This window comes from Brevundimonas denitrificans (genome assembly GCF_030160755.1).
Classification (GTDB): Bacteria; Pseudomonadota; Alphaproteobacteria; order Caulobacterales; family Caulobacteraceae; genus Brevundimonas; species Brevundimonas denitrificans.
The window spans coordinates 1-567 of record NZ_BSOY01000225.1; the positions used below are offsets into that span (position 1 = coordinate 1).

Consider the following 567-nt stretch of genomic DNA (forward strand, 5'->3'; position numbering starts at 1 on the left):
TGTTTGTGGATGAACGCCTTGCCGATCCGGCAGAGGAAACACGGGCGCGGGAAATTTCAGAAGGAATCCGGTGTCTGGTCTGCCAGAACCAGTCCATCATGGACAGCAATGCGGACCTTGCCCGCGATCTGCGCGGCGTTGTGCGCGAGCGGGTTGCCGCAGGGGATACGGATGATCAGGTGCGGGACTATCTTGTGGTCCGTTATGGTGACTGGGTGTTGCTGAACCCGCCGTTCAAGATGAAGACAGCCCTGCTTTGGGTCGGACCTGCGGTGATTTTCCTGTTGGGTGGATTGGCGGCGATCGCGTTCCTGCGGCGCCGGTCTTCTGCTGGCGGGGGCGAAGCGGTCCAGCGTCTCAGCCCGGAAGAACAGGAAGAACTGGACCGCTTGCTGCGGGACGGGAAAGAGGATGATCGCGGATGATTTGGGTTCTGTTGCTTGTCTTGACGGTCGTCGCCCTGATGATCCTGATCTATCCGTTGTTGAAAAAGGATACGGAAGGGACGGCCCGTGTTAAGGGCGGCCTGACGGTCTATAAACAACAGCTTCAGGAACTGGAGCAGGA

At 58.7% G+C, this 567-nt stretch carries 2 protein-coding genes; both read left to right on the top strand.

Annotation, left to right across the window (positions count from 1 at the left end; translation table 11 throughout):
• Positions 1-425 (top strand): cytochrome c-type biogenesis protein (locus QQJ79_RS15895; RefSeq protein ID WP_348521805.1); only part of this gene is annotated, 425 nt, incomplete at its 5' end.
• 38 nt (positions 426-463) lie between these two features.
• Positions 464-567 (top strand): hypothetical protein (locus QQJ79_RS16120; RefSeq protein ID WP_431307616.1); only part of this gene is annotated, 104 nt, incomplete at its 3' end.